This is a genomic window from Candidatus Pelagibacter sp. PS_23 (assembly GCF_059417905.1).
The window spans coordinates 748012-763619 of sequence record NZ_CM182071.1; the positions used below are offsets into that span (position 1 = coordinate 748012).

Below are 15608 nucleotides of genomic sequence, written 5' to 3' on the forward strand. Positions count from 1 at the left end.
AACCACTGACCTCAGGCTTATGAGTCCTGCGCCATGACCCTTGGAGCCAACGCATCCTGCAAGAACATCTTCAAAACTCCTTTGTCTCTGCTCTTTTCTTTCTAGTCTAAGATTTACATAAACTTAGACTCTAGTCAACTTCTATTGGAGCATTGGAGCATGAGTGGAGCACAGATTTTATATCAATAGAGGTACCAAGTGGATTTCGAAAATTGAAAGTTGTTATGACCCCACCACCCTTTTTTATAAATGGGACTCCTTATATCTATACGTAAATAAGAATGTAAAAATATTATTGCTATTCTTGTAAGAGAAAGTGGTTTTTAAATATCATTAGTTTATTAAACCTAAAATGGACGTCTTTTGATATAAAAAGATACATCAAATCAATTATAAATTTTAAAAATGAAAGTTATAAATAATAAAAAAGGTTTTACCTTAATTGAATTATTAGTGGTAGTTGCCATCATTGGTATTTTATCATCTGTCGGGGTTGTTGCTTATAATGGGTATACAGCTGGGGCTAAAGAATCAGCTTGCAAAGGTAATTTTAGAACATTAGTTAAATCTGTTTATGAAAATATAATGTGGTGTGAGCTTAACCCAACAATTAATTTTATAGGGGGTAATGATAAACAAGTTTGGGAATATGATTGTAATACTATGTTCGTTGGCGGCATGTCAGTTTCGTCTCAGCTTGGGTACACGACAAATGAAAAAATAGCCCACCTTACTATAACTGAAATTAGTAATCGAGATAGACATAGAGAACCAGACTCAACAATAGGTTCAAGAACAACACTTAACACGATTTCTAATCCCTACACTGGTCGTTATGTTTATGATGACACACCCAGTGAATATTATTATGGAGATAAATATGATATGAGAGGTAAATTATCTCTTAGAAAAAGAGATAGTAGTGGAAATGAATTAAGCAATAATTGGCAGTCAGAGGGACAACTGTATCTAATAACTAGATGTGGTGATAAGGTGATAGAACACGAATTTGATATCTATTGAAAATTTATATGTTTTCTTCTAGATAACGCTATGACCAATTCTCATTGGAGCATGAGTGGAGCAAAAAAAGTTAGTTCCAATCACTAACAGCTTTAACTTATCAAAATTATTAAAAGCTTTCAAATAAAACCCAAAATAAACATAATATGACTTTGATTACATTAAACATAAGTATATTTTAAAAATATGACTCAAACACTTTTTGAAAAATATGGTGGAAAAAAAACAGTTGGTCAAATTGTTATTAACTTTTATCAAAAGCTTATGGCTGATGAAAATTTGAAAAAGTTTTTTACAAATTCTGACATGAAAGTTTTAATTTCACACCAAACTAATTTCATTTCTCAAGCTTTAGGTGGACCAAAAGAATATACTGGTCTTGATATGAAAACTGCTCATCAAGGCATGAAAATATCTCAAGAAGACTTTAATGGAGTTGCTGGACATCTAAAACAAACCTTGGAAGAACTAAATGTTGAAAGCCAAGATGTTGACACCATCATTGGTGTTGTCGCTCCACTTTCAGAACATATTGTATCAAAATAACAGAATTCATAATTAATAAATTTTGATAATATTTATTTAATGATAAAAATAAATAATTGGGAAGACTTAATAGCGTTAGCAAAAGAACAAGGGCTTACACCTAAGGAAGCATGGGAAAGAATTGAAAAAACAAATCTAAAATTTTTAAATAGAAAAAGTTCAGCAGAAAAAGAACTTAAAAAAGGAACAAGAGTACAAAGACTCATGTTTCCAAAGAATAATGAGGAAAATATTCTTTTAGCAAAAAATGTACCTTCTTTGGATGTTTCTGGTGATTTTTATAATTTCAAAAATTTAGAAGATAAAATCTTTTTTACTCTTGGCGATGTTTCTGGCAAAGGAGTGGATGCAGGACTCATTATGGCAAGAGTTACCTCATTGTTTGAAATCCTTGTTGAGGAAAAAAAGAGTCTTATTGAAATTGTGTCATTAATAAATGATAATTTATATAATTTACGTTCAGGAAAATTTTTAACAGGAATATTTGCTGTATACGATAAAAAATCTAAAAATCTTGAATTTATTAATGCTGGCCATTCAGAAAGTATAATTTCAGAGAATAAAAAAATTACTGAACATGTTTCTAGCAAAATTCCGCCGCTTGGAGTTCAGCCTATTAATCTTGATTTAAATAGTGTTTTAAATAAAATTTCATTGAAGGATAAAATTTTTTATATATACAGCGATGGCTTAAGCGAAAGTAAAGATTTTGAAGGAAATGAAATTGAAGCTGAGGGTATAATAGATTTGTTAAATAAGAATAAAGATCACGATATTGCAACACAATTGGAAAATATTTTTATAGAAATTTCCGCGTTTGGTGCATTGCAAAATATGTCAAATGAAGAACAAAGTATAATTAAGGATGATCTTACAATTTTAGCTATTAATGGGAAAAATATTTAATCAATGAAAAAAATTAAAAATGGTTTTACCTTAATTGAATTATTAGTGGTAGTTGCCATCATTGGTATTTTATCATCTGTCGGGGTTGTTGCTTATAATGGGTATACAGCTGGGGCTAAAGAATCAGCTTGCAAAGGTAATTTTAGAACCATAGTTAAATCTGTTTATGAAAATATAATGTGGTGTGAGCTTAACCCAACAATTAATTTTTTGTGGAATAATGAACAATCTTGGGAATTTGATTGTGATACTATGTTCTATAACGGCATGTCAGTTGTGTATCAGTATGGGTACACGACAACTGAACAATTAGTCAGTCTTACTGTAAGAGATATTTCTAGTCAAGATAGTCATAGAAAACCAGACTCAAATATAGGTTCAAGAACAACACTTAAAACGATGACTAATCCCTACACTGGTTCTGGTGCTGTTTCTGGTGGTACTGCAAGGAGGGAAATTTATGATGGAGATAGATATGATATGAGAGGTAGTGTATCTCTTCTAAAAAGAGATAGTAGTGGAAATGAATTAAGCAATAATTGGCAGTCAGAGGGACAACTGTATCTAATAACTAAATGTCGTGATAAGGTGATAGAACACGAATTTGATATCTATTGAAAATTTATATGTTTTCTTAAAATGAAAGTAATAAATAATAAAAAAGGTTTTACCTTAATTGAATTATTAGTGGTAGTTGCCATCATTGGTATTCTTGCAAGTGTAGGTATTGTTAGTTTTCAAGGTTACACTAAAATGGCAAAGAACAGGGTGCTTGTTGCAAATTGGAAAACAATTTCAAAAGTAATTGAGTTAGAATTAGCTGCTGCAAACAATGGTCTTGATAGTTTTATTGCAGAATATGATGAAGATGGAAATATGGTTAGTGAAAAAATGGATGGAAATACAACTTGTAATAATTTTGCATTTTCAGTCCAACAACATTTTAGTCATTTTAAAAACCCATACAATCTAGAATGGGAGTCTGTAACAGTTGATACATTAGCGCAATCACAACATAGGAAAGGACAAATTCAATTAGTGTGCTATTCACATTTTGGAAGTTTCGGTGACGGTGGAGGATGTCCTATTTCATCTGATGCATGTAGATTGTTGTTGATTGCTTATAAAGAAGATAGAGGACGATGGAATACACCTGATGGAAAGTGTGATAATACAATTGTTTCAACCACTGGTGATGGCTGGCAACGTAATATGAGAGAATTTGTAAATGATTGTTATAATCAAATACTTGTAGGTGGAGACCAAAGAGAAAGTCAAGCTCAAGCACAATCTGATTGTGGTTGGGATTCAAGTATCCATGGCTCTTGGGCAGTAAATCAAAATAGTATCAGAGATGAAGCAGGTGGAAAATGTTCAGGTTCAAGTGGAACAACTTGTTCTTAAATTTTTAATTAATCTGTTATCTAACACGTGCTTCTCACTTGTTATTTCTTCTTCTAGATAACGCAATGACCAATTCTCATTGGAGCATGAGTGGAGCAATTGATATTTGAAAATGTTCAACCTTAAATAAGGGTTGATTTTTGGTAGCGGGAAGTGGAATCGAACCACTGACCTCAGGCTTATGAGTCCTGCGCTCTAACCGACTGAGCTACCCCGCCACTTAATTCTTGATGATTTATAATAGGTTTTTAATTTAGATCAATCAACTTTTGATCAATATGATTATTTTATAACTACTATAAAAGTTGAAAAAAGAGTTAATGCTAAAATTACTGAACTATAAAAAACGATTTGTCTTTTAGTTTCGTTTTTCTTATCTATTTTTACTCGGTTCAATAATTTATTGATGTCTACAATTCTCTTTTGATCAATATACTGTGCTGGAATAGTTTTTTTATGAACTTTTTTTTCACTGGTATGTTTTCTGTCATGAAAATAAGTTTTTTGCATGAGATTATTTAACCATCAATTATTAAACTCGGCAACTAAAATTATAACAATCTAGCACGTTTATCTTTTAGGGGAGCGATCTCTACTAGTGCTGGGAATTTCTGTTTAGCAACTTCAATATATAGGTTCATTTTTGAAAGTTCTTCATTTGAATGTATTGAGCTTACATATCCAAAAGACAAGTTTTTTTTATAATTAAAGGAATAATTGCCAGATGTTGTTCTCCCAATAATCTTATCTTCTAGATAAATAGGCTCTTCGTGTAATAATAGAGGTGTGCCTGGCTTACTATCTTTAAGTGATAGCATAATAAATCTTCTATTTGGTTTTTGATCTTTTATTTTTAATAAGCTTTCTTTACCAATAAAGTTGATTTCTTTATTATAACTAATTGCAAAATTTAATCCTGCTTCATATTGATTTTCTTCTGGTGAAATATCATGACCCCAATGTAAAAACCCACTTTCCATTCTCATAATATCCATTGCGTGTGAACCACAATGAGATAAATTATAGTTTTTTCCCTCATCTACAATTAATTGATAAATTTCTTTAGCATCTTTATTTTCGATATAAAGTTCAAATCCTAATTCACCAACATAAGACAATCTTTGGGCCCAAACTTTTTTTGAACCAAGCGTTACAAATTTGCCATAACCAAATTTAAATGTTTCATTGCTAAAATCATCATTTGAAATTTTTGAAATTAAATTTCTACTTTTTGGTCCAAAAATTCCCAAACAAACAAGATCATCAGTAATATCTTTAAATTCTAAATTAGGTGACAAATGTTTTAAAATATGTGCTTTATCGTGAGTTCTTGTTGCAGCTGAACTTATTATTCTAAAATTATTTTTATCAATACAAATAACCGTTAAGTCTGTTTCAATTCCTCCAGCCTCATTTAACATTTGTGTATATGTTGATCTTCCTATTTCATCTTTAATATTAGCTGTGCTTATTCTTTGCAATTCACTGTGTGCTTGCTCTCCTTTTATTTCATATTTGGAAAATGGAGAAAGTTCAAAGAGACCAACATTGGTAATTGTATTTTTTGTTTCAAATTCAACTGAAGGATACCAGTTTTGATAATCAAAGCTGTATTCATATTCTGCTTTTTCATTATTTAGTGCATACCACATAGGTCTTTCGTATTCGCCAGATACACCAAAGCACGCTCCTTCTTTTTTTAATTCTTCATGATACGGTAATAGTCTTTGATCTCTTGAAGTATTATGCTGTTTATAAGGCCAGTGCATTCCATATAAATCACCAAGTGTTTCCGTTACCCTTTCCATAATAAATTTTTTAGATGAATGAAATTTTTGAAATCTTTTAATATCGAGTGAAAATAAATCTTCATTCATATATCCATTAATCATCCATTCAGCAGTAACTCTGCCCGCACCCCCAGAACTTGCGATCCCAATGCTATTAAATCCACAACACGTAAAAAGGTTATTCACTTCAGGAGTTTCTCCTAAAAGATATTGCGTGTCAGGGGTAAAAGATTCAGGCCCTGAAAAAAATTTTCTAATTCCAGCAGTTTCTAACATGGGTAATCTTTGAAATGATTTTTCAAGATAAGGCTCAAAGTGATCAAAATCATCTGGAAACTCTCCAAAAGAAAAGTCCAGTGGCACCACTCCTTTGTCTTTAAATGCAGGTTTTGCATTAGGTTCAAATATTCCAACTAACATTTTCCCAGCATCTTCTTTTAAATAAAGACAGGAATTATAGTCTCTCAAAACTGGTAAGTTTTTAGGTAATTTATCTAATGGTTCTGTGATTATGTAAAAGTGCTCATTTGGATATAATGGAATACTTACACCAATATCTTCTCCAATTTGCCTCGACCACATCCCAGTTGCAATTACAACGTATTCACAATCAATTTTGCCAAATTTAGTTTGAACACCAACAATTTTTTTGTCTTTAACCAATATTTTTTCAACAGGAGTTTTCTCAAATATCTGAGCCCCTTCCATCTTTGCAGCTTTAGCTAATACATTAGTAACCCCTATAGGATCTGCCTGACCATCTTCTGGCATATAAACTCCACCTAAAATGTCATCATTATTTATAACGGGATAGAGTTCTTTTATTCTTTGTTTATTAACGCTTTCAACATTAACATCAAACAACTGCGCAGCTGTTGCTTGTCTTAATAATTCTTGTAATCTTTCGGGTGTACTTGCAACTGTGATTGCACCATTTTGTTTTAATCCAGTTGATAATCCAGTTTTTTTTTCTAATTCTTTATAAAGATTTAAGGAATATTTTCTAAGCCGTGTAATAGTGGCTGATGCTCCTAATTGACCAACAAGTCCTGCTGCATGCCAAGTAGTTCCTGAAGTAAGTTGATCTCTTTCTAATAATATAGTGTCTTTCCAACCGTATTTTGCAAGGTGATAAGCAACAGAACAGCCAGCAACACCCCCTCCAATAACTACTACTTTAGCTGATTTTGGTAATACGGCTGACATTTATATTTAAACAATATTAAAATTTTTAAATACAAACAACTAAATCTTAATGTTCAGCTCTAAATTTTGAGTGACAAGCTTTACAGCTACTCCACATATATTTTCCAAGAGTTGCCTTCATATCTTCTGCCCCATCAATGACAGACGTTAACTCGATCATATTGCTTGAAGCTTTTGTCATTAATAAATTAAATTCATCTTTATTTTCCCAAATAGAAGGTAAAGCCTCTGTTTTAAATCCTACTTTTGAATTTTCAGGAAAAAGATCAATTAATCTTTTATAATTATCGCTCATTTCAATCATTAGTTTTTTTGCTTCGTCTAAACTTCCATTAGAAGCAAGACCTTGGACTCTTTTGGCAGTTTTGTAATTTTTACTAAAAATAGATTTTCTTTCTTTGATAATCTCTTCAACCGTTTGTTCTGAAAAAGCACTGAAGCTATAAAATAATATAAATATAAAAAATAAAGTGTTTTTAATTAATGTCATAATATGTTTAATTTAAACATGTCTATATTTAATAACATATCAAAATATGGATTACTTGCCAAATTAATCCATTGGCTAACTGCCGCAGGATTACTAATTCAAATACCTTTGGGGTTTTATTTGGTTGATTTAGACTTTGATCAATTTAGGGTTGATATAGAAAATTATCATATATTATTTGGATTAATCCTATTTTACACAACTCTAATAAGGCTAACTTTTAAACTATTATCTCCTACACCAAATTTCAATGACAATGCTTTTCCTGGTCAAAAAGTTTTAGCAAAGTTAAACCACTTTTTTTTATATTTAGCTTTATTAACAATAACTATATCGGGTATTTTTAAGAAATTATTTAATGGTGAAAGTTTAGTTATTTTTTTCAAAAAAGTTAATCTAACTTATAATTTTGAACTCTCAGAACAGTTTTATTCAATTCATGTATTAGCAAATTATGTATTAATTGGATTAATTGCATTACATATTTTAGCAGTACTGTTTCATAAATTTTTATTAAGGGAAAATATTTTAAAGAGAATTTTATAATTTTTAATTATCAAATGCACATCTAAAACCAACATAGATTGCATAAAAGTTCGAGGGTTTATATTGAGCTCCATTAATACTGGTCTTTGAACCTCCATACCACCAGGAGGCCCCTGCTGTTAAAGAGTTATTTTTTTCCTGATCATCGACCCATTCCCACACATTACCACCCATTGCGACTAGCCCATTTATACCTTCTGGTAATGTTGTTACATCAACATGCTTGTCATAATTTAATAAACCTTGGGAGTTCATTTCTTTAGCTATATCTCCACTAGGGTATCTATAAGTTTTATCTTTATCAAATTTATTGGATGCAAATATTTGAGTGTAAGCTGCATAAGACCATTCCTCAAATGTAGGCAATCGGCCATTTATAAATTTGCAATAATTCTCAACTTCAAATCTACTTAGATGAACAGCGGGCTCTAATTCACTATCAGGTTTTTTTCCATAAGGTGTTTTATAATTCCAATTATCACGTTTAACCCAACCAGCACCCCATTCGTAACCTCCACCATTTTTTTCAGCTTCTGTAATGACTTCGTTTTTAATTGTATAATTATTAAACTCCATAATTGTTACTTCATATTTATTTAGTGAAAATTTTCCAAAGTTAATTTTCTCATTTTCAAAACTAAATACTTTAATTGGTAAGATTAATATAAATATCGAGAAATACTTTATAGTTTTGTAAATATTATGCATTTAAGCTTATCGTTGAATAAAATATTTTTTTTATAATTTAGATTAATCTCATTAATTCCGTTAGAAATTTGAAGTGAATTAAATTTTAATAAAGTAGATATATAGCGTTGTTTTATCATTTTTAAATATACGTTTTTCTTAATATTAACTTTAAAGTTAAAGCTAGCAGTACTTTTTTTTATATTAAGCTTAAGTAGTTTTTTCCAAATAAGACTATCTCTTTTAAAAGATTGGTTAAGTTTTTGTTTCATCAAGGAAAATGTGGGTATTTCATTATCTTTTGTATCTAAAGTTAAAATTAAAATAATCCCTCCTACTTCTAAACTAGAGTATGCATAAGTTAAAATTTTCTTAATATCTTTTAGATTAAATAAATGAATAGTTTGTTTAATTAATATTAAATCAAATTTCTTTTTATTATTTCCTAGATATTGAATTGCATTTGTTTTTTTAAAACTAATTCTTTTGTCAAAATCTTTGTGATTTTCAATATCAAGTCCAACAGGCTTATTAATTAATTTGAGTTTAGAGGATAACGAACCCATTATCTTACCTCGGCCACAACCAATATCTAGAATTTTTGAGTATTTAGTTAGTTTTTTTTGCTTTAATAAAAAATTATTAAAGGACTGGATATATTTAGCTGATGAAATCCAAGTTTTATTATCCCAATTTTTTATACTTAACATTACCTAATTTAAAACATTTTAACTTATATTTAAATAAAGTATTAGTAACTCATGTTTAAAAAGTTGCATATATTTCTTGGCGCAACTGTTGCAGATGCAGCAGCCCGACCTTTGCATTGGGTCTATGATGAAAAAAAACTAAAATCTTATATTAAAGGAAAAAAAAATATTGCATTCTTTAAACAAAATAGATCCCCATTCTACTCCATTAAAACAGGAGAAGTTTCTGGTTACAATGATGTGGGTCAAGTAATGTTTAAAACATTAACTACGACAACTAATCATAAAGAGGTTATTAAACTTTTTAAAAAAAATATTGTCAAAAATTTTGGACCAGGTTCAAGATATTGGAAAAATTTATCTTTAAGAAAAAAATACAAAAAAATTAAATGGAAAACAGCTATGAAAGGTCCATGGATCCATCAAAATATTTTAGAAACAATTAAGAATATTAAATTAAAAAAAACTATTACGGGAGGAACTAAAGTTAACGAGTCTGATGGATATTGCGCAAGTCTCCCCTTTTATTTTTCAAACAATTCAGAGCAGAAAACAAAACAAATTATAAGAACGGTTGCTAATGGCAAAATTAGCGAACAATTTGCTTTAGCAAAACTTAAGATTATTGATTTAGCTGATAAAGGAGACAAAGATCCAGTTAATAGTTTTTTAAAAAAAAATATAAAAAAAAAATACTTTAAAAATGTTATTGAAAATATCAAAAAAGTTAAAAAAATTAAGTCAAAACCTCATAATTTTGTTGTAAAGAAATTTGGTAAGGCGTGTAGTTATCCAGGTACTTTTAATGGAGGTATACATGCAATCATCACTTCTAAAAGTTTTAAAACAGCGGTTATAAAAACCATTAAGGCTGGTGGATGTAATTGTTCTCGTGCTAATTTTGTTGGTGCTTATTTTGCAGCTTACAAAGGCTTAAAAGGTATTCCTCAAGATTGGATTAAAAAAACAAACCCCGCTAAATCTATTATGAAGTTTATTGCTTAAATGCAAAACCCATCGATTAAATACATTTTAAAATTATCTATTCCAATTTTTTTTGCAAACTTGGCTATTCCACTTGTTGGTATTATTGATACTGGTTTAATGGGTAACCTTGGTAACTTATCATATTTATCAGCAACTTCTGTTGCTGCTAATTTATTTTCTATGATTTTTTGGAGCTTTGGTTTTTTAAGAATGGGAACCGTTGGTTTGGTTTCACAGGCTTATGGTAAAGAAGATTATTCAGAAATATTTAATATTGTTATTCGAAATTTAGTTTTTGTTTTGCTAATTTCATTGATCTTAATTTTGTTACAAAACTATATATTCAATCTAAGTGTGGGTATTTTTAATTTATCAGACACGACTAGGCAATTTTATCAGGATTACTTTCAAATAAGAATCTATTCAGCACCTGGTGAGTTAACACTTTACATTATAACCGGTTTATTTGTTGGATTACAAAAGACCAAAATCTCAAGTTTAGCAGTTGGTCTTTTTTCAATTCTAAATATAATTTTAAGTATTATTTTAGTTTCAAAATTTGATTTAAATATTAAAGGAGTTGCTTATGGGACTTTAATTTCAGCACTTCTAATATCTGCAACTTTTCTAATTTATACATTTTGGTATCTAAATAAAATTTCTAAAATCAATATCGATATTAGTAAATTAATAGATCTTAATAATCTTAAAAACATTTTTAATATTAATTTAAACATATTTATTAGAACTATATTGTTAACTTTTTCATTTTTTTGGTTTACTTACCTTGGTAGTCAAATTGGTGAAGACTACATTGCAGCCAATGCCATCTTAATTAACTTGGTCTTTTTGTCAGCTTTCATTCTTGATGCTTATGCATTTTCAACTGAAGGTATGGTTGGATATTCTTTGGGTAAAAAAGATATAGGTTTGTTTAAAAAGATTGTTAAAAATTCTTTTATTTTAAGCACCCTTACTGGATTAATTATTTCTATAATTTATTTTTTTATCAACAAGTACGTTATTGAATTAATGTCTGATATTGAAAGTATTAGAAATCTAAGCTCATCTTATGTGGTATGGCTAATTCTCATGCCTTTAATTTCATCATTTTGCTATCAATTTGATGGAATATTTATTGGTGCATCACAAACAAAAGAACTTAGAAATGCCATGATTTTTTCAGTGTTTTCTTATTTATTAACGTCTTTATATTTAACAAAATTAATGGGTAATACCGGTATTTGGCTATCTTTATGTTTGTTTATGATATTAAGAGCGCTATCCTTATTTTATTATTTAGACAAAATTTATTTAAGATTTCGTACTACTTAATAAATTCAACTACCCTCAATAAAATGATATTGTAAATCAATGCTATTTCGACAATTATTTGATAAAGCCTCGAGCACATTTACATATCTAATAGCCTCAGCAAAAGGAAGAGAGGCCTTAATCATTGATCCTGTGCTAGAAAATGTTGAACAATACATTAAGCTTCTTAATGAATTAGATTTAAAGTTAGTAAAAGTTATTGATACCCACATCCATGCTGACCATATCTCGGGTATTGCTGAACTAAGAGATAAAACAAATTGTGTTACTGTAATGGGTGATAAAACACCTGCTGATGTTGTTGCAATGCAAGTTACAGATGAAGAGACAATTAAAATTGATGGCTTGGAATTACAAGCAATTTATACCCCAGGTCACACCATTGAAAGTTTTAGCTTCTTGATGAATGATAGGGTTTTTACTGGAGATACATTGCTAATTAGAGGAACTGGTAGAACTGATTTTCAAAATGGAAATGCACGAGATTCTTATAATTCAATTTTTAATAAACTTTTAAAGCTACCTGATGAAACATTAGTTTACCCTGCTCATGATTATAAAGGAGAGATGGTCAGCACAATAATAGAAGAAAAAAAATTTAACCCAAGACTTCAAGTAAATTCCGTAGATCAGTATATTAATATTATGAATAATTTAAACTTACCTAATCCAAGTATGATGGATGTTGCAGTCCCTAGTAATTTACAATTAGGAATAGATTTTAATAAACAAAAAGTAAATAATGGTGTTAATCCAGAAAAATTTAATGAAATCAAAAATGATGCTCAATCAATTTTAATTGATCTTAGAGAGCAAAATGAAATAGATAAAGATGGTATGATTAAAAATAGTACAGTGGTTCGTTTTCCAGAAATTAATGAGTACCTTCAAAAAAATAAAGATACATTAAAAAATAAAAGAATTTTATTTTACTGTGCCCATGGCCACAGATCGACACTAGCAGTTCAATTATCAAAATCCTATCAATTCATCAATTGTTTTCATTTAATTGGTGGTCTTAAGAATTGGAAAAAAGAAGGTTTAGATTTATAAAATTATAATTTAATAACTTAACTTCAAATTTAATCTTTTAAATTTATTTCTAAAACTAAAAAATAATTTATTATGGTTACCAGTATCTATTTTAATTGTTTGTTGCCATAAATGAACCATTTCATGTGACAAGGTATTTAAAAATTCCATTTTATTTTTATATTTAGGCATCATTTCGAGCACAAATTTATTCGTACCTTTTCTATAGGAAATATATTCAACACATTGCCCTGATCCTCTCACTATTCTTTTAATCTTTACATCATTAAACGGATTGAGTTTGCTATTAAATAAAGATTTATTAAATATCTTAAAGTAATTTCTAATGTCTTTAAAATTAGTAGTATATTTTTTTTCAGACTCTATTGTGTCTCTAAGTATTCTTTTTTTTGTTCTTACAATGTAGCTATCTTTAACAATTTTCTTTTTTTTCATTTTTATAGAGTGTGTAAATAAGTGTTATTAAATGGGTATAATTTCTGATTATCTACTACTAAAACTGTAATATACAAGATAATAAAATCTTTAAAAATACGAATGTTTTTAACTTTATTATGATGATGTTATTTAAAGATTAAAGAGATTTAATAGCAGAATAAATTTTGTCTTTATTCATTTGACCGATGCTTCTATAGACCTCTTTGTTATTTTGGTAAATTACAATTGTTGTCCAATAGTCAATTCCTAATTGTTTTGCAATAGTCTTATCCTTTTCTTGCTCAAAGCTTAAAAAGAGGATGTCCTCAAAGTCTTTTTCGGCTTGATTTAGGATCTTAATTTGAGCCTTACATGTTGTGCATGTTTCATTCCAAGAGTTTATGACAACTATTTTTCCATCAAGTTGCGCTTTTTCAAAAATTTCATTATTAAAAGTAGTACTTTTATCTACAGCAAATGAGTTGAATGAAATCAGTGTAAAAATTATGATGAGTATTTTTTTCATAATCTTAATATATAAGATACAAGATTAATTAACAACTCATTGTTTTATTTTATAACTCCAATTTGTTTCTGTCTTGATATGATAATTAAACCACTAATTATAATAATTAATGCGCCAATATAACTATTAGTTGAAGGAACTTCATCAAATAAAAAATATCCATAAATAATGCCCCATAAAATCACTGAATATCTAAAAGTTGATGTAACAGACACAAGTGCAATCTTGATAGTTGCAATTGAAAAAATATAACCCATTGCTAAAAAAAAAGCTGAAATGAATAAAATAAAAATATCTTTTAAGGTAAAATCATAAAATTTGTAAATACTTAATATTCCAAAAAAAATAGTCACAACAAAACACGTCATAAATGCAGTTTGAAGACTATGATAATCTTTTTTAAAATTTTTTGTGTACATATCTCTAATTGAAAGCATGATTGCTGCTAAAATTGGAAATATAAAATAATAACCAAACTCTAATTTCCCTGGATTAACAACCACAACAACTCCAATAAAACCTAAAATTACAGCACTCCATCTTCTCCATCTTACTTTTTCATTCATAAAGATTGCCCCAAATGCAGTTAAGATAATTGGCGCCATACTTAATAGAATATAAACTTTTGCAAAAGGTAGTAAGGCAATACCTATAAAAAAAAATAATGCGGCTAAAGACTCAAGAAATCCTCTTATCTTTAGTTCTGTCGAAGAAAAAATTAACTTAAAATTTAATTGTTTTTTTATGTAAAGAAATAATAAAATAAATAGTAGTGTAAAGATCCCTCTTATAAAAATTATTTGATTTAAAACAAATATTTCATTGTAGTGTTGGTATATATTTTTTACAAAAGCATCATTTGTTGCAAATGAAAACTGACATAAAAGCATATATAGTATGCCCAATAACTCATTGTTAATTTTAACTTTTGCAAACATTTTGGGAGTAAATATAGGCTTTTTTATTGATAATATACAAAAATTAGAAACCAGTAAGAAGCTAGGCCTGCTAAAATTGTAACAATAATACTTCTGCTAAAATAACCAACGATAATGGCAAATATGGCTGCTAGTAATTTTGGATTACTATCAATGTCTATAGACCCTGTAGCATTAAGAAATATAGGAGGAAATATTATTGCTGGAAAAATAGCTGATGGAACATAGGATAAAACTTTTTTTGTCTTTTCATTCAAAATATCTCTCTTTAAAAAAAAGATCATAGAAAATCTTGTCATATAAGTCAAAATTCCACAGTATATAATTGTTGTCCAATGCATTATTTTTTCTTCTTATCAATTAATGTAATTATAGTAGCAACTGATAAGGCTGATAGTGCTGCTACAATAATGTAAGCTTGAAATGGAATAGCATTATAACCAATGGTTGCCACAATACCTGATACTAGCATTACAATTACGTTCTTAAATTTTCTAAAATCATTAATCAACAAAGCAAGAAAGGTTAAGGAAATCGTAAAACTTAACCCTAACTCTTCAGGTACTACTGATCCAAGAACTATTCCTAAAATTGTTGAAATTTGCCAAATTGTCCAACAAGTAAATCCAGCACCTAATAGGTGATAATGTTTATACTTATTATTTAAATTTTTCTTAAAATAAATATTTGAGACCGCAAACGCTTGATCAATTAACACATAGGATAATATAATTTTCCAAGTAAGCCTTAAGTGAGATAGATATTCAGAAAAAACTGCACCGTACAACAAATGTCTAGAGTTTACTGCCGTAACTGATGTTATTGCAACTAATGATGATGCACCTCCAGAAAATAATTGCAATAAGACAATTTGAGAGGCTCCACCAAAAATTATAATAGACATACCAAATGTCATATACGCGCTCAAACCTAGCTCCATTCCAATAACACCATATATAATTCCAAATGGAACTACCGGTATCATTAAAGGACTTACATCAATAATCCCTTTGGATAATGTTTTTAATCTATTATTCATTTTAA

The 15608-nt window shown here is 29.0% G+C and carries 19 protein-coding genes and 1 tRNA gene; 9 read left to right on the plus strand and 11 right to left on the minus strand.

Annotated elements, in window-relative coordinates:
* Positions 1–405: 405 nt before the first annotated feature.
* The 5 genes from AC5SLY_RS04045 to AC5SLY_RS04065 all read left to right on the plus strand — a co-directional run bounded on the left by AC5SLY_RS04045 (position 406) and on the right by AC5SLY_RS04065 (position 3879).
* Positions 406–1023: a type IV pilin protein gene (locus AC5SLY_RS04045; protein ID WP_018414265.1), complete on the plus strand. Its 618-nt coding sequence runs from the start codon at positions 406–408 to the stop codon at positions 1021–1023.
* 186 nt (positions 1024–1209) lie between these two features.
* Positions 1210–1569, plus strand: a complete 360-nt coding sequence (locus AC5SLY_RS04050) for a group I truncated hemoglobin (RefSeq protein WP_006996981.1) — start codon at positions 1210–1212, stop codon at positions 1567–1569.
* 39 nt (positions 1570–1608) lie between these two features.
* Positions 1609–2475, plus strand: a complete 867-nt coding sequence (locus AC5SLY_RS04055) for a PP2C family protein-serine/threonine phosphatase (protein ID WP_018414266.1) — start codon at positions 1609–1611, stop codon at positions 2473–2475.
* Between the two features lie 3 nt (positions 2476–2478).
* The gene (locus tag AC5SLY_RS04060) at positions 2479–3093 is read left to right on the plus strand and encodes a pilin (RefSeq protein ID WP_494573856.1); all 615 of its coding nucleotides are present in this window, start codon (positions 2479–2481) and stop codon (positions 3091–3093) included.
* A 21-nt stretch (positions 3094–3114) separates the two neighbouring features.
* On the plus strand, positions 3115–3879 hold the full coding sequence (locus AC5SLY_RS04065) for a type IV pilin protein (protein WP_494573857.1): 765 nt from the start codon (positions 3115–3117) through the stop codon (positions 3877–3879).
* Positions 3880–4020: 141 nt separating this feature from the next.
* Here AC5SLY_RS04065 and AC5SLY_RS04070 read toward each other — a convergent pair.
* The 4 genes from AC5SLY_RS04070 to AC5SLY_RS04085 form a co-directional block, all read right to left on the minus strand.
* Positions 4021–4097, minus strand: a tRNA-Met gene (locus tag AC5SLY_RS04070).
* Between the two features lie 64 nt (positions 4098–4161).
* Positions 4162–4389 (minus strand): hypothetical protein, encoded by a 228-nt coding sequence (locus tag AC5SLY_RS04075; protein ID WP_018414269.1) that lies wholly within the window; start codon positions 4387–4389, stop codon positions 4162–4164.
* A gap of 41 nt (positions 4390–4430) precedes the next feature.
* Entirely contained in the window at positions 4431–6875 is a 2445-nt protein-coding gene (locus AC5SLY_RS04080; RefSeq protein ID WP_494598602.1) for a GcvT family protein, read from the minus strand.
* A 46-nt stretch (positions 6876–6921) separates the two neighbouring features.
* Positions 6922–7365 carry a cytochrome c gene (locus AC5SLY_RS04085; protein ID WP_006996671.1) on the minus strand — a complete coding sequence of 148 codons (444 nt, stop codon included), beginning with the start codon at positions 7363–7365 and terminating at the stop codon, positions 6922–6924.
* Positions 7366–7368: 3 nt separating this feature from the next.
* Between AC5SLY_RS04085 and AC5SLY_RS04090 the strand changes: the two genes are divergently transcribed.
* Positions 7369–7911, plus strand: coding sequence for a cytochrome b (locus AC5SLY_RS04090; RefSeq protein ID WP_006996670.1), 543 nt, complete (start codon positions 7369–7371; stop codon positions 7909–7911).
* A gap of 3 nt (positions 7912–7914) precedes the next feature.
* Here the strand turns inward: AC5SLY_RS04090 and AC5SLY_RS04095 are convergent, their stop codons facing one another.
* Positions 7915–8619, minus strand: a complete 705-nt coding sequence (locus AC5SLY_RS04095) for a formylglycine-generating enzyme family protein (protein ID WP_011282232.1) — start codon at positions 8617–8619, stop codon at positions 7915–7917.
* Positions 8595–9308 (minus strand): class I SAM-dependent methyltransferase, encoded by a 714-nt coding sequence (locus AC5SLY_RS04100; protein ID WP_494598603.1) that lies wholly within the window; start codon positions 9306–9308, stop codon positions 8595–8597. Before AC5SLY_RS04100 ends, AC5SLY_RS04095 begins: the two co-directional genes overlap by 25 nt.
* Before the next feature lie 51 nt (positions 9309–9359).
* On the opposite strand from AC5SLY_RS04100, the gene AC5SLY_RS04105 reads away from it, so the two are divergent.
* Genes AC5SLY_RS04105 through AC5SLY_RS04115 form a run of 3 tightly spaced genes read left to right on the plus strand, consistent with a single transcriptional unit; the run spans position 9360 to position 12683 of the window.
* Positions 9360–10313: an ADP-ribosylglycohydrolase family protein gene (locus AC5SLY_RS04105; RefSeq protein ID WP_494598604.1), complete on the plus strand. Its 954-nt coding sequence runs from the start codon at positions 9360–9362 to the stop codon at positions 10311–10313.
* Positions 10314–11630 carry an MATE family efflux transporter gene (locus tag AC5SLY_RS04110; RefSeq protein ID WP_494598605.1) on the plus strand — a complete coding sequence of 439 codons (1317 nt, stop codon included), beginning with the start codon at positions 10314–10316 and terminating at the stop codon, positions 11628–11630.
* Positions 11631–11669: 39 nt separating this feature from the next.
* Positions 11670–12683 carry an MBL fold metallo-hydrolase gene (locus AC5SLY_RS04115; protein ID WP_494598606.1) on the plus strand — a complete coding sequence of 338 codons (1014 nt, stop codon included), beginning with the start codon at positions 11670–11672 and terminating at the stop codon, positions 12681–12683.
* Between the two features lie 9 nt (positions 12684–12692).
* Here the strand turns inward: AC5SLY_RS04115 and AC5SLY_RS04120 are convergent, their stop codons facing one another.
* The 5 genes from AC5SLY_RS04120 to AC5SLY_RS04140 all read right to left on the minus strand — a co-directional run bounded on the left by AC5SLY_RS04120 (position 12693) and on the right by AC5SLY_RS04140 (position 15603).
* Positions 12693–13118 (minus strand): SprT-like family protein, encoded by a 426-nt coding sequence (locus AC5SLY_RS04120; protein WP_494598607.1) that lies wholly within the window; start codon positions 13116–13118, stop codon positions 12693–12695.
* Between the two features lie 139 nt (positions 13119–13257).
* Entirely contained in the window at positions 13258–13626 is a 369-nt protein-coding gene (locus tag AC5SLY_RS04125; RefSeq protein WP_271499634.1) for a thioredoxin family protein, read from the minus strand.
* 44 nt (positions 13627–13670) lie between these two features.
* The gene (locus AC5SLY_RS04130; RefSeq protein WP_041185797.1) at positions 13671–14618 is read right to left on the minus strand and encodes a DMT family transporter; all 948 of its coding nucleotides are present in this window, start codon (positions 14616–14618) and stop codon (positions 13671–13673) included.
* A complete protein-coding gene (locus tag AC5SLY_RS04135) occupies positions 14588–14905 on the minus strand; it encodes an AzlD domain-containing protein (RefSeq protein WP_018414275.1) in 318 nt (105 codons plus the stop codon). The genes AC5SLY_RS04130 and AC5SLY_RS04135 overlap by 31 nt, the downstream gene beginning before the upstream one ends.
* Positions 14905–15603, minus strand: a complete 699-nt coding sequence (locus tag AC5SLY_RS04140; RefSeq protein WP_011282239.1) for an AzlC family ABC transporter permease — start codon at positions 15601–15603, stop codon at positions 14905–14907. The genes AC5SLY_RS04135 and AC5SLY_RS04140 overlap by 1 nt, the downstream gene beginning before the upstream one ends.
* Positions 15604–15608 lie beyond the last annotated feature (5 nt).